This is a genomic window from Mariluticola halotolerans (assembly GCF_021611515.1).
In the GTDB taxonomy this organism is placed as follows: domain Bacteria; phylum Pseudomonadota; class Alphaproteobacteria; order Rhizobiales; family Devosiaceae; genus Mariluticola; species Mariluticola halotolerans.
The window spans coordinates 1,476,967-1,502,278 of record NZ_CP090960.1 but is presented as its reverse complement, the minus strand read 5'-3'; the positions used below and the strand labels follow the sequence as shown (position 1 = coordinate 1,502,278).

Below are 25,312 nucleotides of genomic sequence, written 5' to 3'. Positions count from 1 at the left end.
GTTGTTGCATTGGGAGCTAAAGGGTTTTAGAAGCCGGATACTGAAAGCAGAATATAAATTCTGCAAAAAAACAAAAAAAGAAAAGAAAAGGATCCGATATGAACGACATGTCTGACGTCCCCGTGACGACTGACGTCGATCTCGTCGAACTCAGCACCGAGATCGTGTGCGCATATGTAAGCCACAATGCCTTAAGCCCCACCGATTTGCCGAAACTTATTGCCGATATTCATGGCGCGTTGAAGTCGCTTGAGACCGGTGAAGCTGCGGAGCAGCAAGAAGAGCGTAAGCCCGCTGTCCCTGTTCGCAAATCAGTTGCGCCCGAATATATTATCTGCCTCGAAGACGGCAAGAAATTCAAATCGCTCAAACGCCATTTGCGGACGCATTACAATCTTTCGCCCGAAGAATACCGTGAAAAGTGGGGGCTGCCCGCCGACTATCCGATGGTCGCGCCCAGCTATTCAGAGACCCGCTCGCGCCTTGCAAAGGCCAACGGTCTTGGCCGCAAAGCCGGCAAATAACATTTCGCCATCTAGGCAGTTCAGACGGTCGCCCTTGGGCGGCCGTTTTATTTTGACATCTGCAACATGCTACGCACCCGAGGGTGAAACCGGGCAGGCCGGCCCAAAGCGATAACCAAGTTATCTACGCTACCATTTCGCCACGTTATAGGAATTATATCCTATAATTTGGAGTTGCGAAATGTTGAAGTCTTCTTTGTCGAACGCAAGCACACTACCGTCGGGAGGGTATCCTTGCGTAGCATTGTGCGCGCCGGATGCTGCGCAGAATGACAATCTTTCAGGATCACTGGAAACCTCGGTAATCCATCTGGTGGCGCAGCAACTGGCTGTGGCCCCCGGCTTGTTGACCGTGCCGCGCCGGTGCCGCGCACCAGTTGCCCATGCCCGCCAATTGGCAATGTACCTGCTGCACGTCGCAGCTGGTTGGAATATGGAGGCGGTGGCAAATGTCTTTGGACGTAGTCGTGCCACGGTCTCTTTTGCCTGTGGCCGGGTTGAGGATCGTCGGGATGACCCCCAATTCGAAATGCTCGTGTCCCGCCTGGAAATCGTCGTGGGGCTTCTGGCCGATAAATCCGGCGCCTCGGTAGACGAAGGGGCAAGAGATGAGCGCCATTGACCGCAAGGACATTCAGTTTGTCCGTGCGCTGCTTAAAACAGGCTTTGCCGACCGCGCAGAGGACGGCATGTACGCGCTAAAACTGGGCGCAACGCACCGTCGGCTGTCGTCGGCGGCAGTTGCGCATCTGGTCAGCGAAGGGGTGATCATGCGTGCGGATACACGCATTACCCCCACCGATACAACGCGGATCTGGTTGAAACGTCAGTTGTCGATAGGACAGGATGCCTTTGCCTCCCAGCACAGGGTCGCGGGCCGGGACACTGCCGGAAGACATATCAACCTCAACGAAAGCCCGCTGGCGCGGCTAGCGAGCATTAATTATCTGCAGCCGCATCATGTTCTGGCCGGAGAACGGTTTCGTAAACTGGTCGAGCGGGCTGGATTGAGGCCCAGAATTGTCATGACCTACAACCCGGATCCTGTCTCCAGCAAGCGCGGGCGGTCATTCGGTGGTACCGATATCCCGGATATGGCGGTCGATGCACGGGTGGCGCTGCAGAGGATATATGCAGCACTGCCAGCGGACTGTGCCGGCATATTGTTTGATGTATGCGGTTATGAAAAGGGATTACAGCAGGTCGAAACCGAGCGGCGTTGGCCGCGCCGCAGTGCCAAACTGGTACTGCGGATTAGCCTGGACCAGTTGGCCCAGCATTTTGGGCTTGCCGAGCGCGCAACGGGCCGGGCTGGCGGCGATATCGAAGCCTGGCTGGAGCCGGGCGCGCGACCGGATGTCTTGGGCTGATGTCAGGCCCGGGCCTCAGCTTCACCGCGAATCCGGTTGACCATGGAGATCAATCCGTTGGTGCGTTGCGAGGTCAGATGCTCGCGCAGGCCCAGATCATCAAGGATTTTAATCGCGTCGGTCCGGGCGATGTCGGCGGGTGGTCGGTTGGCGTATAGCGCGATCAATACGGCTACGAGACCTTTGACAATCATCGCATCGGAATCGCCACGCAGACTGAGCACCATTTGCCCGTTCGCCTCAGCCTCATCGACCACAAGCCAGACCTGGGACATACACCCGGTGACCTTGGTATCTGAATTTTTCTCCGCATCATCAAGCGGCGGCAGCATCTGGCCGAGTTCAATGAGGTAGCGGTAACGGTCTTCCCAATCGTCAAGGAAGCCCAGATTGTCGGATATTTCGTCGAATGCAGGTAAAGTGCTCATACAACAGTCTCTAGCCCAGCTTGGCCGTAAGGCCAACAGGTCAGATATGGGGTCTGGCACAAAATTTAAAAGGCGAACCGCAAGCACGGGGCAGCGTGCTTGCGGCTCTGATCAGGGACCGCTGGTTGGAGTAGCGTCGGGGGGAAGTGACGCAGTCCCTGTGTTTAACCCGCCCACGCTGGCCGCGGCCGGGGGACCGGTGCCAGTTTCAGGCCCAGCGAATCCTGCATGGTGGAAGCCTGTGACGGGTTATGGCTAATGCCGGAGGCAAGCAACACGGCTTTGCCGCCGACGCATTCAATGGAATCGCACTGGGTGTTCATGACCTGTTGAACCACGACCTGCTTGCCAGCATCGACTGCCGCCGTGCTCAGCGCGTCAGCCTTGGCACCAAGGTTCCAGCCTTGCGGTTGTATCACAATCATGGCCAAACCCAGCCAGAATGCAGATCGGATCAAAAACATAACACTTGCCCCAGTTACGTTGCGGGCACGCTTTCCACCCGCTGTAACAAGACCTTAGCGAACGCGAATTAAAACCAAATGCCAGAATTCGATAAAATTTTATCGATCTGGATCGGCGTCATTCTGGGAGCACCGTCAAGAGATTGTTTACGCTATGCATAAAATCCTCCCTTTCTGACGGTCAAAATGCGCGCTTTCGCTACGCAGGCGGCTCCCACTTAAGGGTGTCTTAGGGCTTAGGTGGAAGGTTGAGGCCACGGATCACGGCTGGTCCGGGAAAATGAGTTTGTGTATATGAGTAGCTCTGCCGCCGAGCGTCAAAAAACGCCCGAAACCCAAAATACCGCTGCCACACCCTGGCAGGCTGTACGGGGTATAGCCCTGGCCGCCGGCGCTGCGGCTTTGCCCGCGACGGTTGCTGCATGGGTGAACGGCAATGCGCTTATGGTATCTGTTTCGGCACTGGCTGCGGCCGCATCTGTTAGCGCTTATGCTTTTGCGACACTGGCGCATATGCGTGGCAATCAAGCTGAAACAGCGCTGCAGGCCGATGCTTTCGGGCATCTGGTTGAACACATGCGCGATGCGGTTTTTCAGTTCAACGCTGCCGGAGAACTGACGCTGGCCTCGCGCTCGTCGGGCGATTTGTTCGGTTGCCAGAAATATGAATTGGCTGGTGCCGGTCTTTCTGAGCGTACCCACGTTCTTGACCGTCCGCTCTATATGACCGCCTTCGCAGATGCGCGCCATCACGGCAATGAACGCCTGATTGAGGTGCGCATGCGCCGGGACCGGGATGAGCCGGGGCAGGTCGCGCCTGAATTCGTATGGGTCGAGGTGAATTTCTCGCCGATACGGCATGCCGCTGAAGAACGCGGCCCCTTCGGTGTAATTGCCCTGATGCGGGATATTTCAACCCGCAAGCAGACCGAGAAACGCATCGTCGACGCGCAAAAGGCTGCGGAAGAGGCTTCTCTTGCCAAATCGCAGTTTCTGGCGGTGATCGGCCATGAATTGCGGACACCGCTCAACGCCATTGTCGGGTTTTCGGACATGATGAGCAGTGGCATTGGCGGAACGCTGACCGAAACACATAGTGAATATGCAGGACTTATTTCGCAAAGCGGTCATCACCTGCTTGATGTCGTGAACATGCTTCTCGACATGTCACGGATCGAAGCGGGGAAATTTGAACTCCACGCCGCGAAATTTGAGCCTGAAGCGCTTGTGGGGCCATGCATTCGCATTGTCTCGAAGGCGGCGCAGGAAAAAAATGTCGAGGTTGAAGTTGAACTTGGCAAGAATCTGCCCGAGATTATCGGCGACGAGCGGGCTTGCCGGCAGATATTGATCAACCTCCTGTCCAACGCCATCAAGTTCTCTGAATCTGGTGGCCGCGTGACATGGAGCATGAAGCGGCTGGGGCAGTCGCTGAGCATTACAATTGCCGATCAGGGCATTGGCATGAATGCAGATGTGCTGGCACGCCTTGGTGAGCCCTTTTTTCAGGCGCAGAGTACCGCGCAGCGCCGTTATGAGGGAACAGGGCTTGGCATGTCGATCGTCAAGGGGCTGGTCGACCTGCATGACGGCACGTTGAAGGTCAGCTCGGAACCGGGGCGCGGCACCAGTGTCACAATTGTGCTGCCGGTCAACGGTCCGGAAACCCGAATCGATGATGATGGCGGCATCACCAAATTACATCCAGAAACGAATACGGCGCATTCAGAGCAATGGTCAGAACCAAAAAGAATGGCAAAATGACAGCAACGGCAACTTCCAGTTTTCCGATGGCAGCGGGCGAAGCTGTTTTCACAGGGCTGGGACGCGGCGCGCTTTGGGTGATTGCCCATGCCGTGCGCGCGCCGGTGAGTTCGCTTGTTCTGGTGGCGATGACTTTTGGCACTGGTCTGGCGATGACCAATGCTCTTTATATGCAGACGGGCACGCACCCGGCACCGCTATTTGCTGAAGAGCAGCTGACCACCGCGTCGGTCTCGCCTGTAGAAGCGCCAACGCGCGTGGCGCCGGTCATCAAGGAAATTCCGGTACAGGCACCCGCACCAGTCAAAATCGCGACACCGGAGCCGGCACCTGTGCCCGTGATGTCGGATGCAGTGGCAAAGATCGACAATAGTGATGTTGCCGCGCTGCAGCAGAAACTGGCAGCGCTTGATTTCTATCAGGGCGAGGCAGACGGGTTTTATGGGCCGCAGACGGCAGATGCCATCCGTGCTTTTGAACTCAGCGTGGGGCGGACGCCTGTTGGTGCCCTGACCCCCGATGTGCTGAATGCCGTGAGCCGGGCAGCACTGCCAACGGCGTCAACCACGGCGGCAACACCGAAGCCGGCGCCTGTCGCAGACCCGAAACCGCAAGCTGTGGCCACGACGCCTGCCGTGGCGGAAACAGCCGCCCGGAATACTGGCGGAACCGCTGGTGATCCCCTGGTGCAGATTGTGCAACGTGTGGCTTCCGCCGCCCAGAACAGCGTATCAACGCCGGTCGAAAACCGTGAGCTGGTGGAAAACGTTCAGCGGGGCCTCGCCAGTCTTGGATTTTTGCGCGGCAAGATCGACGGCGTTGCCGGCGAAACAACCGCCAAGGCAATCCGCAATTTCGAAGTCTATTACAATTACAAGGTGACCGGCGCGGTCACCCCTGAACTGGTGGACCTGCTGGCGGATGCCGGGGCCAAATACTAGTTTATGTCCCGCATAAGATCAGACCTCTGGTGTGCGGCGTTCATCCGCCGCCACAATGATTTGGGCCAAATGTGCGTGGTCGCCCGCAAGGGAGACCCGGTTGCCGGCCAGATCTGGATAGAAGTCGATCATCTCAACGGCACCGTATCCCTGTTCGCGCCGGCGCCCGGTCTCGGGTTGCAGGAACAAAGCCTTGATCGTCAGTTCGAACGGCGTTTCGACAAGGCCGCCCCGGAACGTGCCCGGGAACGGTTGGCGCGTGAGATCGAGTTTGATCCCGATGTCTGGATTGTCAGCCTTGAATCACGCAACGACGATCCTGGTATCACCATCGTCAATGCGGATTCCGCCAAGCGCTAGCTTGCCCGGCGTACACCGATACGTTCGAGAGCATCAATTGCCTGGGTGACAACCGAATCCTGCCGAGCCGGCAATTCGCGGTCCGACGTGGCGGGAGCTTGTTGCGGCTGACGGCGCGTGCTGGCAGGACGATATTCCGGTTTGGCAAGATCGAGCAGGTTTACGTCACCACGCCAGGCGCTCATCAGGAATGTCATCGCATCCACATCGACGCTTTGGAAAAGCTTGGCGAAATCAGACAGGGTTTTCGACCGGTCTTCATCATGGCTGGTGGCATGGATCAGCACCTTCAGCCCGTCATAGGCTGTGCATCCGAAGGCGCGCAGAACGACAAACAGCGCCGCGCCGCTGACATCATGGGCAATCTGGCCGCAACGCACCTCATCAAGACCGGTCACCTGGCTGAGCAGGCGGGTCACTTCGGCGCGCCGGTTCTGGGTGAACAGTTTCATCAGCGCCCGGGTCAATTCGTGATTAGCCACGGATAGTTGCTCAAGGGTCTTTTTGATCGGGGCTTCCGGCGTGTTGCGCTCGGCAAAGGCCTGAATGACATTGACCCTGTCCGCTTCACGCAAGTCGAAAAAGGCAGGTGCCAGCAGGGCGGCATCGAAATCGGGCCGGGCGGCCAGAGACCAGGCAACCTGATGATCCATCTGGGCTGAACGGGCGAGGGCGTTAAGGAACGGGCCGGTTGGGGTGATGGCTGTATTGGAGGCAAGCGCCCGGTAAACCTTGCGGCTGTTCATCTGGAACAGTTTGGTCAGAACCGGGTTGGACAGGTCACCGCGGCGGGCAGCAGCAGCGCAGGTTTCAATGTCGCCCTTGCTCACAACACCAAGCAGCGCCTCATCTGACAGGTGCCGGGCGGAGATCAGGTAATCACCGATATCGTCGCCGATATTGTCGATGACTAATTGCTCCAGTGCCGGGGTCAGATGTTCGGCCCGGCCCAGGGTTGCGGCGGCTTTGGTGCGCGCGGACGGGGCGGCGGTGGGGAACAGCCGATTGGCCAGCGCCTCGAACTGGGCGATCTCGGCCTGGGGGGGCATGCGGCGGCGGGAAAAAGCATCGCAGGCTGCCACCAGCAGCGTGTTCGCGCGGTCAACACCGCCCGTTTCAATCAAAAGCTGAAATGTCTCGTAGGGTTGGAACCCGATCATGACCGACTCACAGAATCTCGCAATAGGTTATCTGCATCCCTTATCTCAGCCAATTCGTTAGCAGACTGTTAACCTTGCTGAATTCTTAATGGCCATATTAGCAGAAACTTGTCAGTTCGTTCTGACCTGCCCTGATTGCAATTTTAATATATAAAACAGAATGTTGCCTATGGAGAGAACTATGGGAGAGCTTGTGCGATTCGACAAACGCGGGCGTATCATTCCGGAACAAACCGGTCAAAAACGTAAAGGTCAGGTCCTGATGTTCACAGGTATTCGCTATGAACGGGCTGCGCCGACGGAATCAGGCGACGATGATTCCGGTTCCAAACCAACTCAAAAGCGTGGCTGAATAATCGTGCGTCTTGTTGTCCTGATCGTATTTGCCTGCATGCTGGCAGCCTGTGCCCGCCCAACCGGCGATTTCGGCCGCGCCAAGCCCGGCGTGCTGCATGACGAGATCATGCCGACCGTGGGCAAGCTGCGCGCGCTGATGTTTGGCGAAGACGTGTCGCTGCTCAACCAGACAGATGAAGAAGTGGAAATGCACGACAGGGCCTGGCGGTTTATTGTGGCCCCGCACAGCCAGGACTGGTTTTTCAACGTGCTGGTGGAGTGGCAACGCACACGGCTGACGCCCCCCATCGATACACGCGGCAGCTATGATCGCTATTACGCCATTCTGCGGTCCGACCGCTATCGCTCATCGCGGGTGCGCTATAACCGGCTGGATGATGATATCGGCGCGGATATTGCCACCATGCCGGGTGTGTTCCGGGCGATTTGCGCGGTTGAGGAAATCGACCGGCGCCGGGGCGAGGCGGCAACATCATTGCGCGGGGCAAACGATCCGGCCCGTGCCGAGGTCTATTACCGCCAGCGTGAGAACCGCGCTTATATCGCCTGGTTCGTCAGCGCGGCGCGTTACCGCTACAACTCATATTCCTACGCGCTTGAAAGCCTGCTGATTGAAACCCCGCACGAAGAAGCCCGGCAGGTGGATGGGCGCTTGAGTGATCTTGCCATACTGGTTGAACAGGCTGAACGGCACGATTTCTGCGCCGGGGGCGGCGGGGATTACGGGCGGCCTGAGCAAATAACGCTGCAGTCCCGCATGGCGACAAGGCCGTTTACCCCCGAACCTACCTATCGGAAGTAACCTCAAGCGTATCGATGTGCCCGCATGAGAGTTCTGCAAGGGCTGCCTCATAGCGGGCGCGCATCTCGGGGAAGGGCAGGGCAAGCCTGACCACGGCAAACACATCGTTCTGCGGGGCGGCGATGATCAGCAAGCCCTCATCAATCTCGAATTGCTGTTCGCGAAGCAGCTGGGTCTGCTCTTCGTTGAAAATGCCCAGTTCCAGCGATTGTCCGACGCCGGAGCGGTTGGTGGTGCTGTAAACGGAAATGCCATTGCGGTCGAATATGCCAACCGACCAGAAATCAGCAGGCAACTCGCCCGAAAACGCCCCGGGGCCACGCGACAGATCGAACTGGCAAACGGCATAAGCCATTTCCGGATCCAGCCCGAGCGGGTTGGGCGCGCCCGGCTGAGGCTGTTGGATGACAACCGCTTCTCCCAGCGCTTCCAGCTTTTGCACCTGTCCCCAGACATTGTCGGAGGCAAAGTAGGGCAGGATGAGAATGATAACGAGATGGATGACAAGACCAAGCAACAGCCCGGCAATGCCCCAGAGCAGAGGGCGGATCATGCGCAACCCTCCTTGATAACGGCCGGTAGTGCGGTGACATTCGCGCCGAACCCGGCAAGGAAGGAGGCGTCGTAAAAGGTCAGTACCAGCTGGAATTCGCCGGTGCCCGGCGCCAGTTGAAGCCAGTTGCCTGACGACACGCCACTGCTGACATGAATGCTGGCAACCCCGGTATTGCTGCGGGCCAGCCGGGTGCTGTGCATGGAAAGCGGCATGCCCTCCTGCGCGATGTTGATGCCCTCGGGCGTGGTGGCGCGCAAGGTCCAGAACGCGGCGACAGGTGTATCGCCGCTGACCCGATAGGCACAATTGCGCATGAGGGGCTGCCCCTCGCTGTCCTGAACGGCGATGAACTGGACGCCTTCACCCCGGCCCAGCTGCAACGTGCCGGTGCGGGCGAGATAGGCGCGGGTATAGGGATCGGGTGCAGGCGAGCCGACTTCCGGCCGGGCAACCCATGCCCCCCAGCGATAGGCACCGAAAAAACGGCCATCGACAAGAGAGAAATAGCTGAGGCCAAAGCCAACCACCAGGGCAATGGCCAGCATTGCCGCAAAATGAATAATCAGACGCAAGCGCTAGATCCCCTCGCTGCGTGTTGCGGTGCCCGCATCGGCCCGCGCCCCGGCGAGCCGGCTGCGCCGGATTGCGGCGCGCAGCTTGTCGGCGACATCGACCAGCTTGGTTGCGGCCTGCGGCTGCATGCTGGGCGGACGTTCGGCCAGCAGCAAGGCATCATCATCCGGGTTCTCCGGGCGGACATAAGGCTTGGGTTCGAAATCGACCCCATAGACGGGCAGAACCTCGATATTGGTGTGGGCATATTCCATGAATTTCTGCCAGATCGTGGCCGGCAGGGAGCCGCCCGTGAGGCGGTGGGTGGGGCGGTAGTCATCATTGCCCATCCACACGGCGGCAACATAATTGCCGGTGAAGCCACAGAACCACGCATCGCGATAGGATGAGGTTGTGCCGGTTTTACCGGAAGCGGGAACCCCCTCGACATCGGCGCGACGCCCGGTGCCGCTGGTGACCACGTTGCGCATCATCATGTTCATGTTGCGCACGGTTTCGTCGGTCAAGACCCGCTCACGCGGGGCATCGGGGTTGGCCTGATAGACCTTTTCACCGCGCAGGGTGGAAATGCGCGAAATGCCGAAAGCCGGTGTCTTGACCCCGCCAGCAGGGAAGACGGCATAGGCCGAGGCCATATCAAGCACGCTGACCGAGGCAACGCCCAGCGCCAGTGAACGGGTGACCGGAAAATCATTGGTAATGCCCATGCGGTGCGCCATGTCGGCGATCGGCTGGCGGCCGGTGGCAACTGACAAGGTGACCGGCACGGTGTTGATCGAACGGGTAAAAGCATTCAGCAGGGTGACCTGCCCGCTATAGGAACGGCCATAATTCTGCGGGCACCAGTTGCCAATGCAGGTTGGCCGGTCCGAGATAACGGTATTCGGCGTATTGCCCAGCATTTCAAAGGCAGTGGAATAAACGAACGGCTTGAAGGAAGAGCCGGGCTGGCGGGCAGAGGCTGTGGCGCGATTGTACTGGCTTTTGCCGTAATCCATGCCGCCAACCATGGCGCGCACGGCCCCATCAAGATCGGTGACCACCATTGCGGCCTGGGTGACGCCATATTGCTCGCCGCTCTCGCGGATGACCGAGGCCGTGGCCTCTTCGGCGTAGGACTGGAGATTGGGATCAATCGTGGTGCGCACGACAAAACCGATATCCTCGCGCCCGGCGACGATCTCCTTGACGCGCTCGAAAGCCCAGTCGAGGAAATAATTGGGGGAGTTGATATCCCCGGAGCGGTCAATCGGGGTGGCCGGTGCCCGGCGGGCGGCAGTGACCTGACCCTCGGTCAGATAACCGGCCTCTACCAGATTGCTAAGGACTACATTGGCCCGGCCGCGGGCGGCGGCCAGATCCACATGCGGCGCGTATTTGGTGGGGGCCTTGAACAGGCCGGCCAGCATGGCGGATTCGGCCAGATTGATGTCCTGCACCTTTTTGCCGAAATAGTATTCGGCCGCAGCGGTGACGCCGAAATTGCCGCCGCCCATATAGGCGCGGTCGAAATAGAGTTTGAGGATTTCATCCTTGGTGTAATGGGTTTCAAGCCAGAGGGAGAGGAAAGCCTCCTTGATCTTGCGCTCGAAAGTGCGTTCGGACGAAAGGAACAGGTTTTTGGCCAGCTGCTGGGTGAGCGATGAACCGCCCTCGACCACGGAATTGGCCTGCATATTGGAAACAACGGCCCGCAGGGTGCCGAAAAGATCAATGCCGAAATGCTCGTAGAACCGCCGGTCCTCGGTGGCAAGCGTCGCCTTGATCAGATTGTCGGGCAGTTTGTTGAGTTCGACTGAATCGTCAGAACGGATGCCGCGCCGCCCCACTTCATTGCCATACCGGTCTTGAAAAATGACCGAATAGTCTTCAGCTTTGTTGAACTCACCCGAAGCGGTGGCATCGAAGGCGGGGAGGGCCAGCGCCAGCATCAACACCGCGCCAATGGCCCCGAAGGTGAGCCCGTCGGAGAGAACCTCGGCGACAAAGCGGCGCATGCCGGAGATATGAAATACCGACATGATGTCCTCGAACCGGGTATAACCCCGGCCAAGTGACTGAAAAAAATCATAAAGGGCGGAATCAAGCCACGCATCTGCCTCGAGCAAACGTGTCTTTTTAGGCCGCTTTTTTTTGACGTAGAACGGGTCTTGCAACGTATCCTCTGGCGCCGAGTGTCAGCAAGACGAGACTCTTCATAACTCAGGGCGTAAAAGCAAGACGCAATCGATTTTATCGTTAGGTTCGTGGCAGGTTAAGGTTAGCCCTAATGGCATTCTGGGAAGAAAAGCCGCTCAGTGAAATGAGCGCGGTGGAATGGGAATCGCTATGCGACGGGTGCGGGCGGTGCTGCCTGCTCAAGCTTGAGGACGAGGACAGCGGCGAAATCATCACCTCGGATGTGCATTGCCGCCTGCTTGATGGCGAAACCTGCCAGTGCACCGATTATCCCAACCGCAAGAAGAAGGTGCCTGACTGCATCAAGCTGACGCCGGAGAACGTGACGACGATCCCCTGGATACCCACGACCTGCGCCTATCGGCGGCTGGCCGAGGGCAAGGGACTGGCCTGGTGGCACCCGCTGGTTTCGGGCGATCCCGACACGGTGGTGGCGGTGGGGGTTTCGGTGCGCGGGCGCACTGTGGATGAAGACACGGTGAAACCCGGCGAATGGGAAAACCATATCGTAAGCTGGCCCGAATGGGAGCCGCCGGAGGATTAGGCGCCGAGCCGGGCCAGAACGGCCTGGGTGAGGAAGGCCGCGACCAGCGCCCAGGTGAAACTGGCCAGCGTGCCGATGATGACATATTCGCCGGTCTTGCGGTCCTGACTGGCCCCAAAGCGCAGGATTGACTTCGCCGCGACCAAAAAGCCGATGCCGGCAACCTGATTGACGATGACCAGCAAAAAGATCATCCCCCGTTCCAGAAGCCCGATATAGAACCCGCCCTTGTCGAGCCCCGGATCTTCCGCTGTGGGCGTGTAGTTGAAGCGGGCAATGAACAGGTCGATGGCAAAGCCGCCCATGCGCAGGGTGACAATGAGGCCTGAGATGAGGGTGAGAAACTGCAGGTAATGCAGCGGGGTCAGGCCACTAACGCTGAGCCAGCCGGGAAGCGCGCTCCAGAAGCCGCCGGCAAACAGGAGCGGGAACAGCCCGGCAATGGCAATGACCGAGAGGAAATGCGCCGCCTGATCGAGCAGAAATCCTGATAGCGCCTTGCCCCAGATCAGTTTCCAGCCGTCAATGAGCAGATGCAGACCACCGATCAGCAGGAGCGGGAGCGGATCAAGCGTGCCGGTGACGAGGGCTGTGGTGGCAACAACGATGATGATGTGTAACGCCAGAACCAGCGGGCGGTGCTTGTTGGCGACCATGCGATCGGTTTGCAGCACGAAATCGGCCAGCAGATGCGCCGCGTAAAGAGCAATTGCCGTTTCGAACATGCGCTGGTCCCTCTGCTATCCGGTGTTGGCTATTTTTGTCGATATCTAGGGATATCGCCTGTTTGGTCGATAATCTTAAATATAGCCTTTTTGATCTATAATTTGAAAAATAGGTTATTTAGGCTATAATTCGAAATATAAGCTGATTGACTTATAAACGGAAATATCAGTCGTCACGGGCCTCCACCGCTGCAAGCGCTTCCAAAAGGGCGGGGCCATTTCCTGCCAGAAAATGAGCGGTGACGCTAGGTTGCGAGATTGGCGGGGCAAGTCTGTTTCCAATCTCGGCCTGGCTGGGGCTATCCGGGTGCAAAACGAAGCTGAAAACTTCGGCTTGCCGTTGCGTCCAGCCGGTCGACAGCGCATCGGCCATGACGAAGACGCTGTTGAGCAGGCGGGCCGCATCGGTTTTGGCGCCGCTATCAATGCCGAACAGGATGCTTTTGCGTAAACTATCGAGACAGCGGCCGGAACGGTCGAATGCCGGGCCGGAGGCGGCACCGGGATGGCTGGTGTCGATTTTGTCGGCAGGGCCGAGGCCGAGGCCGATACGGGTTTCGAAATCGGCACCGGCGGCGCGGATGGCGGCGCGGAGGAACAGGGACGCGCGCAAGGCCCATGCGGGCTTGCCCAGCACCAGCTGCCAGCCATCGCCGCGATGGCGCGAAAAGGTGAGAAGGGTGGGGGCATCGGGCCAGGTGGCGATCTCGGCCACACCTGCCTCAAGCGCATCGAACAGACGGGTCAGCGCATCCGCCGGCAAGGCCGAGGATTTGACGATATCACCGGTTAGAACTGCAACCTCTTGCACGTGCGCTCCCATGACTTGGCGGATTGGGAGCGATGGTAGCGGGAGGGCGGGGCAAAACCAAGGACATGGTGTTGAACACCCACGGGTTTTCGCTCATTTCAGCTTGTCATTGGCCCGGAGCACGAAGCCGATCACTTCGGCCACTGCCTGATAAAGCTCGACGGGGATAGTGTCATCCAGCTCGACCCCGCCCAAGGCTTCGGCAAGATGGGCATTGGCCTCGATAATGACGCCATTTTCCTCGGCCACGGCGATGATCTTGCGCGCGACCTCGCCATAGCCCTTGGCGGTGACGCGCGGGGCTTCGCCCGCTTCCTTGTCATATTGCAGGGCGATGGCGACATCGCGTTTGGGTGGCGGGTTTTCGGGCGTGCTCATGAGACGCTATCCACAAACCCGCCGGAGGGTGGGGGCGGTGAGGCTTCGGGCGGGGCGCGGCGGACGCGAATGGCCCCCGGCTCCAGCCCCTGCGCCTCCAGCCCTTCGACCAGTTCGGGCAGCATTTCCTCGAGCACTTCGGCGGTCGCCTCGTTTTCGGCCCAGAGCATGACGCCGGTCTTGCGCGAGCGGAACGTGACCTTGGCCCCGACCGGGCCGACCGGGGCGAAATTGATCGAAAAGATCATCTGCCAGCCGCGTTCGGCCGGATTGCCGTCCTGCTCCGCATCGCGCGAGATCTGGAATTGCGCCATGCCGGCCTGCTGGCCAAGCACGAAGGGCAATTCGAAATGCAGATCCTGCGCCGCGCCGGGCAGGGCCGGCCGGCCCGCTGCATCGGGCAGGGAGGAGAGCTGGAACAGGCGGATGCGTGCCAGCGCCGAATCTGTTTGAGAGAGCAGATGTTTGCCCGCCTCCCGCCCCTCGGCACCTTGCGGCAGGGGCGCGGGGTTTTGGGCATGCGCCTTGGGGGTGGAGCCACGCAAGGGCGGCGGCGGACGCCGGTCGGGCGGGGGCGGCAGGGCTTCGTCAGCCCCGAGCCAATTGCCCAGCACATTGCGCATCAAAAGCAACAGGCCCTTGATATCGCCCTGCTGCACCGGATTGGCCTGACCACCCGCCATCATGGATTCAAGAAATACCCCGGACCCGGCAATCGCGGCGCGCAAGGCTGCGGCGGGGGGCGGGCCCTTGGTGAGATCGATCTGGCTGGCGAGCAGGCGTGCGGCTGTTTCGGCGACGGGATTGGGCAGGCTTGTGCCCTGCTTTTGCAAACCGGTGAGGCTGGCGAGCAGCGTGCCCACCGAATCCTGTTTGACGGCGGCGCTGGCGGCGGTCTGGCTGATGACTTGCGCCATGCTGGCCGGGGTGATGGGCACGGCGCTGGGTGCTGGAGTTGTGACAGGCGGCGGTGTTGGCACCTGTGTGCCCGGACTGGTGCTGGCGGGATAACGCGGGGTGACCGTTTGCCCCGGTGTGAGCGGCACCAGACGCGGCTCGGCTCCGAGCATTTGCACCTGAAACTGCACGGTCGTGCCGGGGGCTGGATTGCCGGGCAGGGTGGCGGCGACCTGTTGCGTGCCGATGGCGATTTGCGCCTGCCCGCTGGCCGAAGGCGGCGCGACTTGCGCGGTGACCACCTGACCCGGCTGCAAATTAAGCTCCGCCCGCACGCCCGCCGGGAGGGGCAGGCTGGTGGGCGGCAAGGCCGCATTGCCCGCCGGCGCCGGCGCAGCGCTGCTTGGCTGTGAGGAAACAGGGGCCGGGGCAGGTTCGGCGGCAAGCGGCGGGGCTGCGGCGGGTTGTGGTTGTGAGTTGGTGGCGGGCGGCAGGGGCGCGGCTTGGGTGTTGGGCAAAGGTGTGGCCGTGGATACAGAAGCTGTATTGGCTTGTGCGGTTGCGGTTTGCGCCGTCGGGGCCGGGGTGGCGGGATTATTGGTGAGCAACACCAGTTCGGGTTTTGCCCCGGCGCTCTTGATCTGGAATTGCAGCAATTGCCCGAGCTGCGGCTGGCCGGGCAGGGTGAGGGTGATCTGCTGGCCGCCGATCTGCAATTGCGTGGTGCCGTTGAGCGTCTGCCCGACCACCTCGCCGGTAAAGACCTGACCGACCCTGAGCCCAAGCGCCTCCAGCACCCCGGAGCGGGGCGTTGTGACAGGCACCTGAATATCGCTCGGGATTCGTATCATGCGGTCCCTCAACCTGATTTTGGCGATGATAGCCGATTTTTGCCACATCGTCAGCCGCCGGTTTTCCGGGAAAAACGCAAACTTATCGACGCGTCACGGGGCTGGAGTATATTTATGCCATGGTCGCAGAGTTGCGGCTGACGGCGGTCCCCACCCGGGCTGCCCTCCCCCCAGAAGTGGCGACGGCCTCAGCCGCGATGGTTTTGCCATTGCAGCCAGCCGCGCTTTGCGACCTACGGAATTTGAACATGCCAGCACGCCCCAAAGCCGATTGGGCGGCCATCAGGGCCGACTATGAAGCGGATATTTTGACGGTTACCGAGATCACGGACAAATACCATGTCTCGGGACCCACCCTTTATGACCATGCCGAACGCGAAAACTGGACATTGCGGCACCCCGCAAGGCTGATGGGGCGGAAGGTGCTGGTCAAGCGGCTGATGGCCATGCTGGAACGGCAGGTGGCCCATCTGGAAGCGCGCATGACGGGCAGTGACGACAATGAGGTGGCGCTGTTGGGCCATTTGGCCCGCACGCTGGAAAAACTGGTCGCCCTCGATAACAAGGAGGAAACGCCCAAGCCCGATGACAAACGCCGCCGCGATATTGATCTGCTGCGGCAAAAACTGGCGGACCGCATTGAGCAACTTCGCGATAACCAGCCTTGAATTGCTCAAGCGGCTCGACGCCGATGGGGTGGAAGAGGTCGCCGGTGACTGGGTGCACTGGGCCCGGCCCGAACAATTGCCGCCCAAAGGCGATTGGACCACATGGTTGCTGATGGGCGGGCGCGGCGCGGGGAAAACCCGGGCCGGCAGCGAATGGGTGCGGGGGCTGGTGAATGAAACCATCCCCGTTTCCCCGATTGCGCTGGTGGGCGAAACGATTGCCCAGGCCCGCGCCATCATGGTGGAGGGCGAAAGCGGGCTGTTGCGCATTGGCCCGGCGGCCACGCGGCCAAAATTCGAACGGTCGGCCAACCGGCTGCTCTGGCCCAATGGGGCGATGGCCGAACTGATGTCCGGCTCGGAGCCGGAACGGTTTCGCGGGCCGCAATTTGCCGCTGCCTGGTGCGACGAACTTGGCAAATGGCCCAATGCCGAGGCGGCATGGGACATGCTGCAATTCGCCCTGCGGCTGGGGGAAAATCCCCGCCAATTGGTGACGACAACGCCCCGGCCGACAAGATTGCTGAAAAGACTATTGGCCGATCCGCGCACCCATGTGACGCGGATGCGCACCGCCGAGAACGCCGCCAATCTGGCTCCGGGTTTTCTGGAGACGGTGGTGGGGCGCTATCGCGGCACGGTTTTGGGAAGGCAGGAACTGGATGGTGAACTGATCGAGGATCTGCCCGATGCCTTATGGCAAAGAGCGGCGCTGGAGGCGGGGCGGCTGGGAACCATCCCGGAACTGTCCCGGATCATTGTCGGCGTTGACCCACCGGTGACCGGCCATGCCAAATCGGATGCCTGCGGCATTATCGTTGCGGGGCTGGCCGGTGAGACAGGGGTGGTGCTGGCCGACCGGTCGCTGAAACCGGCGCGGCCGCTGGCCTGGGCACGGCGGGTGGTATCGGCGTTCGAGGAATTCGAGGCTGATGCCGTGGTGGCCGAGGTTAACCAGGGCGGCGAGCTGGTGGTGGAAATGCTGCGCCAAATGGCCCCGCATCTCCCGGTGCGTTCCGTCCATGCGACGCGCGGCAAATGGGTGCGCGCCGAACCGGTGGCCGCTCTTTATGCCCGAGGGCTGGTGCGGCACGCCGCGGGATTGGCTGAACTCGAAGACGAAATGTGCGCCTTTGGCCCGGATGGGCTGAGCGGCGGGCATTCGCCAGACAGAGTGGACGCGCTGGTGTGGGCACTGACGGAGTTGATGTTGGGGCGGGCGGTGCCGCGGGTGAGGGGGGTGTGAACTTTCTTGGTTACAGCTAGAAAATCTTCCCAAATCAGTATTTGCTGGCCATAAATGATAGTATGTATAACTGCGGAGATTTGGCCGTGAGCAAATTGAATTTTATAAAGTTAGGTTCCGAGGGGACATCCTACGATTTATTAAAGAAAGACTGGAAAAAGCAGTGCGATGATTTAGATGAGGATTTTGAGACCTACTCACAAATTCCTTTTGCTGTTTTTGATGAGATTATCGCGAAGGATAAGGAAGGAACTGGACTTTTTGCACTTGTTGAGGGCGACAGGTATCACGCCGTCTGTATGTTGAACCATACATATCTACCCGGCTACGACGGGCCGGTGTTACGGGTGCGCCATATCTTACTTTCGCCCCAATATGATCTCGGAGATACTACAATTGCGGACTATTCTCGCGTTTTGGTTAGTATTCTTTCAAATGTGATAATTATTTCGATAAGTCATGAAAAACTAAAGGCAAATCACATAAAATTTCACACTCGAAGCCCAGCCGATATGCAGTTTTTCGCAGCAGTTGGTCAGACTTTGGATGGTTCGGACTTGTTTGCTTCTGTACAACACAGGGGCGCATGGCTATATATAACCCGACAGTAAGCGCGGTATGTGTGCCGCTTGGAGTGCAATTATGGATATGACAACCCTTGAGAACGTTCTCCACAGGGCGATTTATGATGTCATAGAAAATATGGGCATCGACGAATTTAAGAAGACGTCGTTTTTCATGTCCTCGCACAAGTGCGAGATTGAACGCCGAGAAGCGGCGTAGCTTCGGACCCTCCAGCTTTGATTTTTAAGTGTCGGCCCATGCTCAATGAGTTTGGGCCGATAATACTTTAGAAATACTGGCCACCGCCTTTCTCAAATCCAGATGGCAAAATATTGCGAAATATGCGACATACACCCATATACCCTGTGAAGTGAGTACATATTAGAGGACAGGCAGCTTATGAAGCTGACATCTATTCATGTTCGCGCGGAGTGGGACGACGAGGCTCAGGTCTGGGTGGCGACAAGCCAGGACGTGGATGGCCTATCCATTGAATCCGATACCCTCGAAAGCCTCGGCCCCAAGGTGACCGCTGCGCTGCAGGACTTGCTTGAGCTGAACGGCTCGGATTACGCGATTGGTGACATTCCCGTACACATCCATGCCGATCAGGTGGCACGGGTGCTCAATCCCGGCGTGTAGCAACGCATGGCCGGGTTCATCAAGGAACTCAAGAAACTGTTGAACGAAGCGGGCTGCACCTTTCATCGCGAGGGGCGCGGCGATCACGAGATCTGGTATAGCCCCATCACCAAGCGCTATTTTACGCTCGATCATGGCACCAAATCCCGCCATACGGCCAATGAAACGTTGAAACAGGCGGGTCTGCCCAAGGCGTTTTGACCCTGTCGATTTAGTCTATCCAAGGATCACCCAACATGCCCTCTTTCCTCGACCGCCTGATCGGCGGGCGCTCAAATGCGCCTGCGGAACAGAAATCGCAGACCTATTTTGCCCTGACCGATCTGGGCGCGGCCCAATGGAGCCGGCGCGGGTTTGTGGCGCTGGCCAATGAGGGCTTTGCCAAAAACCCCGTGGTCTATCGCTGTGTGCGCATGATTGCCGAGGCGGCCAACCGGGTGCCGCTGACGGTGCGTGAGGACGGGCGCGAGATGAGCGTGCATCCGGTGCTCGATTTGATCAACCGGCCCAACCCGCACCAGTCCGGCCCTGAGCTTTTGGAAAGCCTTTATGCCTATTTGCAGACGGCAGGGAACGCCTATCTGGAAGCGGCGATTGTTGAAGGGGAGGTGCGGGCGCTTTATGGCTTGCGGCCCGACCGGATGAAGGTGGTGGCCGGTAAGGATGGTTGGCCGGAGGCCTATGATTATACCGCCGGGGGCAAGACAATGCGGCTGAGCCAGAGCGCGGACCCGGTGGCGCGGGTGCTGCATTTGACCTTGTTTCATCCGCTCGACGACCATTATGGCCTGGCCCCGCTGGAGGCGGCGCAGGTGAGCCTTGATACCCATAACAGCGCGGCCAACTGGAACAAGTCGCTGCTGGACAACGCGGCGCGGCCTTCGGGGGCGCTGGTCTATTCGGCGGCTTCGGGGAATTTGAGTGCCGATCAGTTTGAACGGTTGAAAGCGGAGCTGGAACAGGGGTTTCAGGGGGCGGCCAATGCCGGGCGGCCCATGGTGCTGGAAGGCGGGCTGGACTGGAAGACGCTGGCGCTGAGCCCGCGCGACATGGATTTCATCGCGGTCAAGAATGCGGCGGCGCGCGAGATTGCCCTGGCCTTTGGGGTGCCGCCGATGCTGCTGGGGATTCCCGGCGACAATACCTATGCCAATTATGCCGAGGCCAACCGCACCTTCTGGCGGCAAACCATTGTGCCGCTGGTGCGCCGGGTGGCGGCCAGCCTTGGCCATTGGCTCAATCCGGGGTTTGAGGGGGATTTCGAGATTATTCCCGATATCGGCCAGATCGAGGCGCTGGCCGAGGACCGCACGGCGCTGTGGCAACGGGTGAACGCGGCGACTTTTTTGGATGATGCGGAGAAGCGGGCGCTGGTGGGGTTGGGGGAATAGGGGGGGCGCCGGCCTTTCTGCCGTCATTGCGAGCACCCGCAGGATGCGTGGCAATCCAGAGCGGCGGGCATGGTGCTTGTGGCTCTGGATTGCTTCGTTGGCTTCGCCGCCTCGCAATGACGGGGGTGGGTTTATCCTGCCCCGATCCTCATCCTGAGCCTGTCGAAGGATGGGCGGCAGGTTCGGTGTTTCAACCCTCGTCCTTCGACAGGCTCAGGATGAGGGTTTCGGGATCCGTGCCAATCCAAACCCACCACCTTCTTGCCCGGACTTGATCCGGGCATCCATACGGTGTGGCGGCATCGCATGGACCCTCGGGTCAAGCCCGAGGGAGAAGGAAGGGGGAGGGTGCCGCTTTCTTCTCCCTCCCCCTTGTGGGGAGGGATCAAGGGTGGGGGTCGGCCCGTAAGGGCCAAACAAGGAGTCTTTGGGGGCCACCCGCAAACACCGCGCTTGTGGCTCCCCCCCACCCGACCCGGCAAGCCGGGCCTCCCTCCCCACGAGGGGGAGGGAGGGAGGGTGGCGCGCCACTCACAACGTCATTCCCGCGCAGGCGGGAATCCAGTGCGGGCAGTCTTGCCCGCGAAAGTGATCCCCTGCGCCGCCGACGCGGCGCGCTGGATTCCCGATCGGGTCGGGAATGACGGTGTGGTGGGGAAAGAGAAATGCATGCCCGCCTGATGGCGGGTTTTTTATTGACCAAAAAATCGGAGATCGCCTGATGGATGAGCTGACCAAGACCATCGCCACACGGGGCGATCTGGCGCATTTGGCGCTGTTTCTTTGGGCTTCGGGGGCCAGCGGGCTGCTGGTCTGGACGCTGAAGGAACTGGCTTCGGCCAATCGGCGCTTCAATGATTTCGTCACCGAAATTGCCAATCTCAACCGGTTGTTTCGCCGGGAGCAGGACAAATGAGGCTTCCATTGATGACACGACGTAATGCAGGCGCGGCGGCGGATGCCGCGCAACAGGTGTTCCGGCAATTTGCCTGGAACCTTGCCGGCACGCTGGTGAAGGCCCGGCCGGGCACGGCCAGCGGGCGGCAGGGGAAGGCGGGCAAGTGAGCGCCACCATTGCCATTGATGAAACCGGGCGCTTTGCCGGTTATGCGAGCCTTTTCGGGCAGGTGGACCAGGGCGGCGATATCGTCATGCCGGGGGCGTTTGCCAAAAGCCTGAAGGCCAAGGGGCAGGGCGGTGTGCGCCTGTTGTTTCAGCATGACCCCAAGGAGCCCATCGGGATCTGGGAGCATATCGCAGAGGACCGGACCGGGCTTTGGGCCGAGGGGCGGCTTTTGCCCGGGGTGGAGCGCGGCGATGCGCTCAGGCGGCTGATCGAGGGCGGGGCGATTGACGGGCTGTCGATTGGTTTTCGCACCCAGCGGGCCACGCGCGAAGCGGCCACCGGGCACCGGCGGCTGTGGCAGATCGATTTATGGGAAATTTCCATCGTCACCTTTCCGATGATGGACGGGGCGCGGATTGCGCGCGCCTCAGCGCCTGTGGCTTCGGCCCGGCAGACACGGCCTTTGGAAGCAACCATCTCCGCGGCCATTCACCTCCTCCGTAACTAAAGGAAAATCGTAATGGAAAAAGCGACCGAACGCCTTGAGACCAAGGCGGGCGCCAGTGTGCCTGCCAGCGACGCCACGGGCATGATGCACGACCTGATGACGGCTTTTGAAAGCTTCAAGCAAGAAAATGACGACCGGCTGGCCGTTTTGGAAAAGCGCGGCAATGTGGATGTGTTGAGCGAAGAAAAGCTCAACCGCATCAATGCGTTTCTCGATGGGCAAAAGGCGGCGATTGACCGCAAGGCGATGTCGCAGGCGCGCCCGGCGCTGGAAGGTGGCGCGAACCGGGGTGGGGGCGACGAATATAAGGACGCCTTTTCCGCCTATGTGAAACGCGGCGAGGAGAAGGCACTGTCCGTTGGGTCCAACCCCGATGGCGGCTATCTGGTGCCGGACGAGACGGAAACCGAGATTGCGCGGCTGCTGCGCGATGTCTCGCCGATCCGCGTCATTGCCGGTGTGCGGCAGGTATCGTCCTCGGTTTATAAAAAGCCGGTCTCGATTGCCGGGCCCGCTGTGGGCTGGGTCGGGGAGACGGCGGCGCGGCCCCAAACGGCGAGCCAGACGCTGGCGGAAATCGCCTATCCGACCATGGAACTCTATGCCATGCCGGCGGCGACTTCCTCGTTTCTCGATGATGCGGCGGTTGATGTTGGCCAGTGGATTGCCGAGGAGGTGAACGCGGCGTTTGCCGAGCAGGAAACCACCGCTTTTGTGACGGGCAATGGCACCAACAAGCCGCGCGGTTTTCTCGACGAGACCATGGCCGCCGAAAGCGCCTGGAGCTGGGGCAAGCTTGGCTATATCGCGACGGGCGAAGCGGACAGTTTTCCCGACGGGATGGAAAGCGATGTACTGATCGATCTGGTCTATGCGCTCAAGGCCGGTTACCGGCAAAACGCCAGCTGGGTGATGAACCGGCGCACCCAGGCCGCGATCCGCAAGCTCAAGGACAATGACGGCAATTATATCTGGCAGCCCTCGGCACAGGCCGGTGGGCGCGCCAGCCTGATGGGCTTTGACCTGGTTGAGGCCGAAGACATGCCCGACATCGCCGCCAATGCAACCGCGATTGCCTTTGGCGATTTCCGCCGGGGGTATCTGATTGTGGACCGGCAGGGCGTGAACGTGCTGCGCGACCCGTTCTCCTCCAAGCCCTATGTGCTGTTTTACACCACCAAGCGTGTGGGCGGCGGCGTGGCGGATTATGACGCGATCAAGCTGTTGAAATTTGCGGTGTCGTAGGGGCGGGCTATCCGCAGGTCCCCGTCATTGCGAGGCGGCAACGCCGCAGAAGCAATCCAGAGCTATTCTCACCGTGCCTGCCGCTCTGGATTGCCGCGCGGTCTGCGCCCGCTCGCAATGACGGGGCGGGATGGGTTTGTCCCGCCTCACCCTCGTCCTTCGACAGGCTCAGGATGAGGGCTTCGGGGGTCCTTGCCAATCCAGACCCACCCCCTTTTTGCCCGGACTTGATCCGGGCATCCATTCGGTGTGGCGGGTATCGCATGGACCCTCGGGTCAAGCCCGAGGGAGAAGGAAGAGGGGTTTGGTTTCTCCTTCTCTCTCCCGGGACGGGGGAAGGAGGGAGCGGCTCGTTCACCGTCATTCCCGCGCAGGCGGGAATCCAGTGCGGGCAGTCTTGCCCGCAAAAGAGATACCTTGCGCCGCCGACGCGGCGCGCTGGATTCCCGATCGGGTCGGGAATGACGTTGAGGATGGGCGCGGTGTCCGAGCTCGCCCTGACCCTCAAGGCCTGAAAAACCAACAAATCAAAAGAGAACAATCATGACCTCCTATCTGCTTGCAGGGCCGGTGGTGGAGCCGGTGGGGCTTGCCGAGGCAAGAGCGTTTTTGCGCGTGGATGACAGCGCCGAAGATGCCTTTATCACCACATTGATCACCGCCGCGCGGCTGCATGTAGAAGGCGTGACCGGGCGGGCGTTGATTGCCCAGAGCTGGCGCGCGTTACGCGATGACTGGCCTTTGGACCGGATGGTCCATTTGCCGGTCGCGCCGCTATTGGCGCTGACGGCGATCACGGCCTATGACGACGAAGGGACGGGGTACGAGATCGCTCTGGCCCAGTTTCAGCCGGAAACAGCAACTGCCCCGGCGCGGCTGTTTTTGCCGCAAACGATTGCCGGGATGCCCGATTTGCGGGCGCGCAACGGGATCGAGATTGATTATGTCGCCGGTTTCGGCACCGAGCCGGAAGATGTGCCGGCGGATATCCGCCAGGCGGTGCTGAGCCTGATCGGCTACTGGTTTGAACATCGCGATGCGGTGGTGATTGCGGGGAGCGGGGCGGTGGTGCCGGGCGGGTTTGACCGATTGGTCGCCCATTACCGGGTGGCGCGGCTATGACCGGGCGCACCCCGCCGATTGGCAGCCTGCGCGACCGCGTGCAATTGCAGCAAAAGACCATGTTGGCCGAAGGCGAAGGCGGGCATCAGGCGCTTTATGTGCCGCTGGCAACCGTCTGGGCCCGGGTGGCACCGCTCGCGGGGCACGTGCGGACGGAGGCGGATGCCCGCGCTGTCCGCGCCTCGCATATGGTGGTGACAAGGTTTCGCACCGATCTTAATCCGGGGGACCGGATTATCTATCGCGGGCGGGGGCTGGAAGTGCTGAGCGCCGATGATCTCAATGGCCGCCGGGCCTATCTCAGTTGCGCTTGCAGCGAAATGCAGGTGACTGGCTGATGACCCATCCGATCCTTGCCTTGCAGACCAGCCTTGTGGCGGCGCTTTTGGCCGATAGTGCACTGACGGCAGCGTTGGGTGGTCCGGCGGTTTTCGATGCGCCGCCCAAGGGGCAGCGCACGCCCTATGTGGCGATCATGCGCCACGACATCCTGCCACGCGACGGCGACGACGCGCCGGGAAATGACCACCGGATATTGCTGCATTGCTGGCACCGGCACCCGAGCCGCAAGGCGGTGCTGGCGATTGCCGAACGGGTGGTGGCACTGGCGCTGGAGAGCGATCTCTCCGGCCCGGATTTGCGCGTCACTTTTGCCCAGCATGACCGCACCGACACCAGCATTGATAGCCAGACCGGGCAGGCCCGGGCGGCGATTGCCTTGCGGTTTTTCACTGAACCCCTTGAGAATTGAGGAGACGACCATGAGCGCCCAAAGCGGCAGAGACATGTTGTTAAAGCTCGACCAGACCGGGGCGGGCAGTTTTTTGACCGTGGCCGGATTGCGCAGCCGGACCCTGGCGTTCAACGCGGCCAGTATCGATATTACCGACGCGGAAAGCGCCGGGCGCTGGCGCGAGTTGTTGGCCGGCGGTGGGATCAAGCGGGCGGCACTGTCCGGGGCGGGAATTTTCAAGGATCGCACCTCGGATGCCGAAATCCGGGCGCTGTTTTTCGCCGGGACCATCCGCAGCTGGCAATTGGTCATTCCCGATTTCGGCACGGTTGAAGGCCCGTTCCAGATCGTGGCGCTGGAATTTGCCGCCGATCACGCCGGGGAAGTGACCTTCGACATGGCGCTCGAAAGCGCCGGTCAATTGAGCTTTACGGGAGCCTGATC

General features: G+C 60.3%; 33 protein-coding genes. 23 read left to right on the top strand and 10 right to left on the bottom strand.

Annotated elements, in window-relative coordinates; translation table 11 throughout:
* The first annotated feature begins 107 nt into the window (after nucleotides 1-107).
* From L1P08_RS07195 to L1P08_RS07185, 3 genes are all read left to right on the top strand, one after another.
* On the top strand, nucleotides 108-524 hold the full coding sequence (locus tag L1P08_RS07195; RefSeq protein ID WP_303619510.1) for a Ros/MucR family transcriptional regulator: 417 nt from the start codon (nucleotides 108-110) through the stop codon (nucleotides 522-524).
* 181 nt (nucleotides 525-705) lie between these two features.
* On the top strand, nucleotides 706-1,146 hold the full coding sequence (locus tag L1P08_RS07190; RefSeq protein WP_303619320.1) for a helix-turn-helix domain-containing protein: 441 nt from the start codon (nucleotides 706-708) through the stop codon (nucleotides 1,144-1,146).
* The gene (locus tag L1P08_RS07185) at nucleotides 1,133-1,894 is read left to right on the top strand and encodes a DUF6456 domain-containing protein (protein WP_303619319.1); all 762 of its coding nucleotides are present in this window, start codon (nucleotides 1,133-1,135) and stop codon (nucleotides 1,892-1,894) included. The genes L1P08_RS07190 and L1P08_RS07185 overlap by 14 nt, the downstream gene beginning before the upstream one ends.
* 2 nt (nucleotides 1,895-1,896) lie before the next feature.
* Here the strand turns inward: L1P08_RS07185 and L1P08_RS07180 are convergent, their stop codons facing one another.
* Complete coding sequence (locus L1P08_RS07180; protein WP_303619318.1) at nucleotides 1,897-2,322, bottom strand: SufE family protein; 426 nt, start codon at nucleotides 2,320-2,322, stop codon at nucleotides 1,897-1,899.
* Between the two features lie 164 nt (nucleotides 2,323-2,486).
* Nucleotides 2,487-2,747 carry a hypothetical protein gene (locus L1P08_RS07175; protein ID WP_303619317.1) on the bottom strand — a complete coding sequence of 87 codons (261 nt, stop codon included), beginning with the start codon at nucleotides 2,745-2,747 and terminating at the stop codon, nucleotides 2,487-2,489.
* A gap of 333 nt (nucleotides 2,748-3,080) precedes the next feature.
* Here L1P08_RS07175 and L1P08_RS07170 point away from each other — a divergent pair, with 333 nt between their 5' ends.
* The 3 genes from L1P08_RS07170 to L1P08_RS07160 all read left to right on the top strand — a co-directional run bounded on the left by L1P08_RS07170 (nucleotide 3,081) and on the right by L1P08_RS07160 (nucleotide 5,851).
* Nucleotides 3,081-4,550 (top strand): sensor histidine kinase, encoded by a 1,470-nt coding sequence (locus L1P08_RS07170; RefSeq protein ID WP_303619316.1) that lies wholly within the window; start codon nucleotides 3,081-3,083, stop codon nucleotides 4,548-4,550.
* Entirely contained in the window at nucleotides 4,547-5,491 is a 945-nt protein-coding gene (locus tag L1P08_RS07165; protein WP_303619315.1) for a peptidoglycan-binding domain-containing protein, read from the top strand. Before L1P08_RS07170 ends, L1P08_RS07165 begins: the two co-directional genes overlap by 4 nt.
* Nucleotides 5,492-5,560: 69 nt before the next feature.
* Nucleotides 5,561-5,851, top strand: a complete 291-nt coding sequence (locus L1P08_RS07160) for a DUF1491 family protein (protein WP_303619314.1) — start codon at nucleotides 5,561-5,563, stop codon at nucleotides 5,849-5,851.
* Here the strand turns inward: L1P08_RS07160 and L1P08_RS07155 are convergent.
* Nucleotides 5,848-7,011, bottom strand: a complete 1,164-nt coding sequence (locus L1P08_RS07155; RefSeq protein ID WP_303619313.1) for a DUF2336 domain-containing protein — start codon at nucleotides 7,009-7,011, stop codon at nucleotides 5,848-5,850. The genes L1P08_RS07160 and L1P08_RS07155 overlap by 4 nt on opposite strands.
* Before the next feature lie 181 nt (nucleotides 7,012-7,192).
* On the opposite strand from L1P08_RS07155, the gene L1P08_RS07150 reads away from it, so the two are divergent.
* Both L1P08_RS07150 and L1P08_RS07145 read left to right on the top strand, forming a co-directional pair.
* Nucleotides 7,193-7,363, top strand: coding sequence for a hypothetical protein (locus tag L1P08_RS07150; protein ID WP_303619312.1), 171 nt, complete (start codon nucleotides 7,193-7,195; stop codon nucleotides 7,361-7,363).
* 6 nt (nucleotides 7,364-7,369) lie between these two features.
* Nucleotides 7,370-8,170: a hypothetical protein gene (locus tag L1P08_RS07145; protein WP_303619311.1), complete on the top strand. Its 801-nt coding sequence runs from the start codon at nucleotides 7,370-7,372 to the stop codon at nucleotides 8,168-8,170.
* Here L1P08_RS07145 and L1P08_RS07140 read toward each other — a convergent pair.
* From L1P08_RS07140 to L1P08_RS07130, 3 genes are read right to left on the bottom strand one after another with little or no spacing between them, the layout of a single operon-like run.
* Nucleotides 8,154-8,723 (bottom strand): DUF1254 domain-containing protein, encoded by a 570-nt coding sequence (locus L1P08_RS07140; RefSeq protein WP_303619310.1) that lies wholly within the window; start codon nucleotides 8,721-8,723, stop codon nucleotides 8,154-8,156. The two genes, L1P08_RS07145 and L1P08_RS07140, sit on opposite strands and share 17 nt — an antisense overlap.
* Entirely contained in the window at nucleotides 8,720-9,298 is a 579-nt protein-coding gene (locus tag L1P08_RS07135; RefSeq protein ID WP_303619309.1) for a DUF1214 domain-containing protein, read from the bottom strand. Before L1P08_RS07135 ends, L1P08_RS07140 begins: the two co-directional genes overlap by 4 nt.
* Nucleotides 9,299-9,301: 3 nt before the next feature.
* Complete coding sequence (locus L1P08_RS07130) at nucleotides 9,302-11,320, bottom strand: transglycosylase domain-containing protein (protein WP_303619308.1); 2,019 nt, start codon at nucleotides 11,318-11,320, stop codon at nucleotides 9,302-9,304.
* 248 nt (nucleotides 11,321-11,568) lie between these two features.
* Between L1P08_RS07130 and L1P08_RS07125 the strand changes: the two genes are divergently transcribed.
* Complete coding sequence (locus L1P08_RS07125) at nucleotides 11,569-12,021, top strand: YcgN family cysteine cluster protein (RefSeq protein ID WP_303619307.1); 453 nt, start codon at nucleotides 11,569-11,571, stop codon at nucleotides 12,019-12,021.
* Here L1P08_RS07125 and L1P08_RS07120 read toward each other — a convergent pair.
* From L1P08_RS07120 to fliK, 4 genes are all read right to left on the bottom strand, one after another.
* Nucleotides 12,018-12,746 carry a DUF3307 domain-containing protein gene (locus L1P08_RS07120; RefSeq protein WP_303619306.1) on the bottom strand — a complete coding sequence of 243 codons (729 nt, stop codon included), beginning with the start codon at nucleotides 12,744-12,746 and terminating at the stop codon, nucleotides 12,018-12,020. The genes L1P08_RS07125 and L1P08_RS07120 overlap by 4 nt on opposite strands.
* Nucleotides 12,747-12,912: 166 nt before the next feature.
* Nucleotides 12,913-13,557, bottom strand: a complete 645-nt coding sequence (locus L1P08_RS07115) for a hypothetical protein (RefSeq protein ID WP_303619305.1) — start codon at nucleotides 13,555-13,557, stop codon at nucleotides 12,913-12,915.
* A 93-nt stretch (nucleotides 13,558-13,650) separates the two neighbouring features.
* A complete protein-coding gene (locus L1P08_RS07110; protein ID WP_303619304.1) occupies nucleotides 13,651-13,935 on the bottom strand; it encodes an EscU/YscU/HrcU family type III secretion system export apparatus switch protein in 285 nt (94 codons plus the stop codon).
* Nucleotides 13,932-15,683, bottom strand: coding sequence for a flagellar hook-length control protein FliK (gene fliK, locus L1P08_RS07105; RefSeq protein WP_303619303.1), 1,752 nt, complete (start codon nucleotides 15,681-15,683; stop codon nucleotides 13,932-13,934). The genes L1P08_RS07110 and fliK overlap by 4 nt, the downstream gene beginning before the upstream one ends.
* A gap of 248 nt (nucleotides 15,684-15,931) precedes the next feature.
* Here fliK and L1P08_RS07100 point away from each other — a divergent pair, with 248 nt between their 5' ends.
* The 14 genes from L1P08_RS07100 (at nucleotide 15,932) to L1P08_RS07035 (ending at nucleotide 25,310) form a co-directional block, all read left to right on the top strand.
* Nucleotides 15,932-16,351 (top strand): hypothetical protein, encoded by a 420-nt coding sequence (locus L1P08_RS07100; protein ID WP_303619302.1) that lies wholly within the window; start codon nucleotides 15,932-15,934, stop codon nucleotides 16,349-16,351.
* Complete coding sequence (locus L1P08_RS07095) at nucleotides 16,323-17,597, top strand: DNA-packaging protein (RefSeq protein ID WP_438268443.1); 1,275 nt, start codon at nucleotides 16,323-16,325, stop codon at nucleotides 17,595-17,597. The genes L1P08_RS07100 and L1P08_RS07095 overlap by 29 nt, the downstream gene beginning before the upstream one ends.
* A gap of 86 nt (nucleotides 17,598-17,683) precedes the next feature.
* Complete coding sequence (locus L1P08_RS07090) at nucleotides 17,684-18,208, top strand: hypothetical protein (RefSeq protein WP_303619301.1); 525 nt, start codon at nucleotides 17,684-17,686, stop codon at nucleotides 18,206-18,208.
* 352 nt (nucleotides 18,209-18,560) lie between these two features.
* Complete coding sequence (locus L1P08_RS07085) at nucleotides 18,561-18,803, top strand: DUF1902 domain-containing protein (protein ID WP_303619300.1); 243 nt, start codon at nucleotides 18,561-18,563, stop codon at nucleotides 18,801-18,803.
* Between the two features lie 6 nt (nucleotides 18,804-18,809).
* Entirely contained in the window at nucleotides 18,810-19,004 is a 195-nt protein-coding gene (locus tag L1P08_RS07080; protein WP_303619299.1) for a type II toxin-antitoxin system HicA family toxin, read from the top strand.
* A gap of 35 nt (nucleotides 19,005-19,039) precedes the next feature.
* Nucleotides 19,040-20,194, top strand: a complete 1,155-nt coding sequence (locus L1P08_RS07075; protein WP_303619298.1) for a phage portal protein — start codon at nucleotides 19,040-19,042, stop codon at nucleotides 20,192-20,194.
* 721 nt (nucleotides 20,195-20,915) lie between these two features.
* Nucleotides 20,916-21,110, top strand: coding sequence for a hypothetical protein (locus tag L1P08_RS07070; protein WP_303619297.1), 195 nt, complete (start codon nucleotides 20,916-20,918; stop codon nucleotides 21,108-21,110).
* Nucleotides 21,111-21,121: 11 nt separating this feature from the next.
* Nucleotides 21,122-21,259, top strand: coding sequence for a hypothetical protein (locus tag L1P08_RS07065; RefSeq protein WP_303619296.1), 138 nt, complete (start codon nucleotides 21,122-21,124; stop codon nucleotides 21,257-21,259).
* On the top strand, nucleotides 21,256-21,768 hold the full coding sequence (locus tag L1P08_RS07060) for an HK97 family phage prohead protease (protein ID WP_303619295.1): 513 nt from the start codon (nucleotides 21,256-21,258) through the stop codon (nucleotides 21,766-21,768). Before L1P08_RS07065 ends, L1P08_RS07060 begins: the two co-directional genes overlap by 4 nt.
* A gap of 12 nt (nucleotides 21,769-21,780) precedes the next feature.
* Nucleotides 21,781-23,013: a phage major capsid protein gene (locus L1P08_RS07055; protein ID WP_438268442.1), complete on the top strand. Its 1,233-nt coding sequence runs from the start codon at nucleotides 21,781-21,783 to the stop codon at nucleotides 23,011-23,013.
* Nucleotides 23,014-23,556: 543 nt separating this feature from the next.
* On the top strand, nucleotides 23,557-24,135 hold the full coding sequence (locus tag L1P08_RS07050; protein ID WP_303619294.1) for a head-tail connector protein: 579 nt from the start codon (nucleotides 23,557-23,559) through the stop codon (nucleotides 24,133-24,135).
* Nucleotides 24,132-24,473 carry a phage head closure protein gene (locus L1P08_RS07045; protein WP_303619293.1) on the top strand — a complete coding sequence of 114 codons (342 nt, stop codon included), beginning with the start codon at nucleotides 24,132-24,134 and terminating at the stop codon, nucleotides 24,471-24,473. Before L1P08_RS07050 ends, L1P08_RS07045 begins: the two co-directional genes overlap by 4 nt.
* Nucleotides 24,473-24,886, top strand: coding sequence for a DUF3168 domain-containing protein (locus tag L1P08_RS07040; protein ID WP_303619292.1), 414 nt, complete (start codon nucleotides 24,473-24,475; stop codon nucleotides 24,884-24,886). The genes L1P08_RS07045 and L1P08_RS07040 overlap by 1 nt, the downstream gene beginning before the upstream one ends.
* A 10-nt stretch (nucleotides 24,887-24,896) precedes the next feature.
* Nucleotides 24,897-25,310: a phage major tail protein, TP901-1 family gene (locus L1P08_RS07035; protein ID WP_303619291.1), complete on the top strand. Its 414-nt coding sequence runs from the start codon at nucleotides 24,897-24,899 to the stop codon at nucleotides 25,308-25,310.
* Nucleotides 25,311-25,312 lie beyond the last annotated feature (2 nt).

Bases quoted from the DNA above. Each gene is read 5' to 3' on its own strand.
- L1P08_RS07195 (WP_303619510.1), top strand. From the start codon at position 108: ATGTCTGACGTCCCCGTGACGACTGACGTCGATCTCGTCGAACTCAGC.
- L1P08_RS07190 (WP_303619320.1), top strand. From the start codon at position 706: ATGTTGAAGTCTTCTTTGTCGAACGCAAGCACACTACCGTCGGGAGGG.
- L1P08_RS07185 (WP_303619319.1), top strand. From the start codon at position 1,133: ATGAGCGCCATTGACCGCAAGGACATTCAGTTTGTCCGTGCGCTGCTT.
- L1P08_RS07180 (WP_303619318.1), bottom strand. From the start codon at position 2,322: ATGAGCACTTTACCTGCATTCGACGAAATATCCGACAATCTGGGCTTC.
- L1P08_RS07175 (WP_303619317.1), bottom strand. From the start codon at position 2,747: ATGATTGTGATACAACCGCAAGGCTGGAACCTTGGTGCCAAGGCTGAC.
- L1P08_RS07170 (WP_303619316.1), top strand. From the start codon at position 3,081: ATGAGTAGCTCTGCCGCCGAGCGTCAAAAAACGCCCGAAACCCAAAAT.
- L1P08_RS07165 (WP_303619315.1), top strand. From the start codon at position 4,547: ATGACAGCAACGGCAACTTCCAGTTTTCCGATGGCAGCGGGCGAAGCT.
- L1P08_RS07160 (WP_303619314.1), top strand. From the start codon at position 5,561: ATGTGCGTGGTCGCCCGCAAGGGAGACCCGGTTGCCGGCCAGATCTGG.
- L1P08_RS07155 (WP_303619313.1), bottom strand. From the start codon at position 7,011: ATGATCGGGTTCCAACCCTACGAGACATTTCAGCTTTTGATTGAAACG.
- L1P08_RS07150 (WP_303619312.1), top strand. From the start codon at position 7,193: ATGGGAGAGCTTGTGCGATTCGACAAACGCGGGCGTATCATTCCGGAA.
- L1P08_RS07140 (WP_303619310.1), bottom strand. From the start codon at position 8,723: ATGATCCGCCCTCTGCTCTGGGGCATTGCCGGGCTGTTGCTTGGTCTT.
- L1P08_RS07130 (WP_303619308.1), bottom strand. From the start codon at position 11,320: ATGTCGGTATTTCATATCTCCGGCATGCGCCGCTTTGTCGCCGAGGTT.
- L1P08_RS07125 (WP_303619307.1), top strand. From the start codon at position 11,569: ATGGCATTCTGGGAAGAAAAGCCGCTCAGTGAAATGAGCGCGGTGGAA.
- L1P08_RS07120 (WP_303619306.1), bottom strand. From the start codon at position 12,746: ATGTTCGAAACGGCAATTGCTCTTTACGCGGCGCATCTGCTGGCCGAT.
- L1P08_RS07110 (WP_303619304.1), bottom strand. From the start codon at position 13,935: ATGAGCACGCCCGAAAACCCGCCACCCAAACGCGATGTCGCCATCGCC.
- fliK (WP_303619303.1), bottom strand. From the start codon at position 15,683: ATGATACGAATCCCGAGCGATATTCAGGTGCCTGTCACAACGCCCCGC.
- L1P08_RS07100 (WP_303619302.1), top strand. From the start codon at position 15,932: ATGCCAGCACGCCCCAAAGCCGATTGGGCGGCCATCAGGGCCGACTAT.
- L1P08_RS07085 (WP_303619300.1), top strand. From the start codon at position 18,561: ATGAAGCTGACATCTATTCATGTTCGCGCGGAGTGGGACGACGAGGCT.
- L1P08_RS07080 (WP_303619299.1), top strand. From the start codon at position 18,810: ATGGCCGGGTTCATCAAGGAACTCAAGAAACTGTTGAACGAAGCGGGC.
- L1P08_RS07075 (WP_303619298.1), top strand. From the start codon at position 19,040: ATGCCCTCTTTCCTCGACCGCCTGATCGGCGGGCGCTCAAATGCGCCT.
- L1P08_RS07070 (WP_303619297.1), top strand. From the start codon at position 20,916: ATGGATGAGCTGACCAAGACCATCGCCACACGGGGCGATCTGGCGCAT.
- L1P08_RS07065 (WP_303619296.1), top strand. From the start codon at position 21,122: ATGACACGACGTAATGCAGGCGCGGCGGCGGATGCCGCGCAACAGGTG.
- L1P08_RS07055 (WP_438268442.1), top strand. From the start codon at position 21,781: ATGGAAAAAGCGACCGAACGCCTTGAGACCAAGGCGGGCGCCAGTGTG.
- L1P08_RS07050 (WP_303619294.1), top strand. From the start codon at position 23,557: ATGACCTCCTATCTGCTTGCAGGGCCGGTGGTGGAGCCGGTGGGGCTT.
- L1P08_RS07045 (WP_303619293.1), top strand. From the start codon at position 24,132: ATGACCGGGCGCACCCCGCCGATTGGCAGCCTGCGCGACCGCGTGCAA.
- L1P08_RS07040 (WP_303619292.1), top strand. From the start codon at position 24,473: ATGACCCATCCGATCCTTGCCTTGCAGACCAGCCTTGTGGCGGCGCTT.
- L1P08_RS07035 (WP_303619291.1), top strand. From the start codon at position 24,897: ATGAGCGCCCAAAGCGGCAGAGACATGTTGTTAAAGCTCGACCAGACC.